Here is a 758-nt window from a genome sequence, read left to right as displayed (position 1 = left end):
ATGATCTCTCGGAATTCTGATTGATCATGCCAGCGAAACTCTGGCAGTGAACTTTGAAAAGTAGATATTGTTTCTGGAACAAAAAAACGGCATGAGAAATAAACATAGCTTTCATTATGGCTCTAAGCGTGGTATGATAGTCAATAGGATTATGCTACATCCAAAATCAACTTTCTCAGGGGAGATTCAGATGGCAGATCCCATGCATCCAGATGCTGTAACATCAGGATGTGATAGAGGCGGCAGTACCACATCTTTGTAGAGCGGTGTCTGCCGTCTTCTAATCTGAAGTCTAATTTCTCACGTTTGTTTGAACGTTCTACAGATGTTCTTGCATTGTATTCCTGTTTCCATTCTTTGCTGCTTCTTGGCGGATTGTTAAAGAGTCTTGGGTTGTCATTTAAGACCAAATGGACGGTGCGTCCATATTTCGCGTTTGAGCATGGATTGTCACAGGTACAGGAAATACAGCCGCCTGCATGACTGATCTTCGGACATTTGAATTTCATGCGTCCTTTCGCAGCTTCGATACCATCGCGCCGCATCCGGTGTCCGGCTGGGCAGACAGGAACCCCGTCTTTATCAATGGTAAAATCATTTTTATAGACAGGTGGTCTTCCAGCTTTGCTGTTCAGATCAATAAATGGAGTGATGTTTTGGCGCTTAAAGTATTGATAGTAAGGCATGGCATCATGTGCAGAATCTAAAAGCACTTTTGATACTTTGTAATCAGGAAGGAAAGATCTCATTCGAAAAAA

At 42.3% G+C, this 758-nt stretch carries 1 protein-coding gene; it reads right to left on the bottom strand.

The window, feature by feature from the left end:
* Positions 1 to 149: 149 nt before the first annotated feature.
* Positions 150 to 758 (bottom strand): transposase (locus tag DWZ38_RS21940; RefSeq protein WP_243000524.1); only part of this gene is annotated, 609 nt, incomplete at its 5' end.

Origin of the sequence: Ruminococcus sp. AF31-8BH (assembly GCF_003460605.1) — a bacterium.
In the GTDB taxonomy this organism is placed as follows: Bacteria; Bacillota; Clostridia; order Lachnospirales; family Lachnospiraceae; genus Blautia_A; species Blautia_A acetigignens.
The sequence above is the reverse complement of the archived record's forward strand: the minus strand, read 5'-3'. Positions and strand labels throughout refer to the sequence as shown.